We start from the raw sequence: 734 nt of genomic DNA, 5'->3' as shown, positions 1-734 counted from the left end.
GAAGCTATTTAGGGTTGTATGGTTAAGTGACTAAGCGTATACGGTGGATGCCTTGGCAGTAAGAGGCGATGAAGGACGTGTAAGTCTGCGAAAAGCGGTGGCGAGCTGACAAAACGCATTTGAGCCATCGATGTCCGAATGGGGAAACCCACCCGCTTGCGGGTATCGTTAACTGAATACATAGGTTAACGAGGCAAACCCGGGGAACTGAAACATCTAAGTACCCGGAGGAAAAGAAATCAACCGAGATTCCCTGAGTAGCGGCGAGCGAAAGGGGACTAGCCGATATCTGTTGTGATAGTGGAATATTCTGGAAAGTTTAACGGTACAGGGTGATAGTCCCGTACACGAAGTGACAACAGGTACATATTAAGTAGGTCGGGACACGTGTTATCTTGACTGAAGATGGGGGGACCATCCTCCAAGGCTAAATACTCCTTACTGACCGATAGTGAACCAGTACCGTGAGGGAAAGGCGAAAAGAACCCCTGTGAGGGGAGTGAAATAGAACCTGAAACCGTATACGTACAAGCAGTGGGAGCCCTTCGGGGTGACTGCGTACCTTTTGTATAATGGGTCAGCGACTTATATTTAGTAGCAAGGTTAAGCGAATAGTGGAGCCGTAGCGAAAGCGAGTGTTAACTGCGCGTTGAGTTGCTAGGTATAGACCCGAAACCCGGTGATCTAGCCATGGGCAGGTTGAAGGTTGAGTAACATCAACTGGAGGACCGAAC

General features: G+C 49.0%; 1 rRNA gene. It reads left to right on the top strand.

The features are described 5' to 3' along the window. Positions 1 to 20: 20 nt before the first annotated feature. Positions 21 to 734 (top strand): 23S ribosomal RNA (locus ACXAFQ_RS20470); the annotation flags it as partial.

Source organism: Alteromonas sp. ABH2_165, assembly GCF_056159945.1.
Note: the sequence above shows the minus strand (reverse complement) of the source record. Positions and strands in the feature narration are given on the sequence as shown.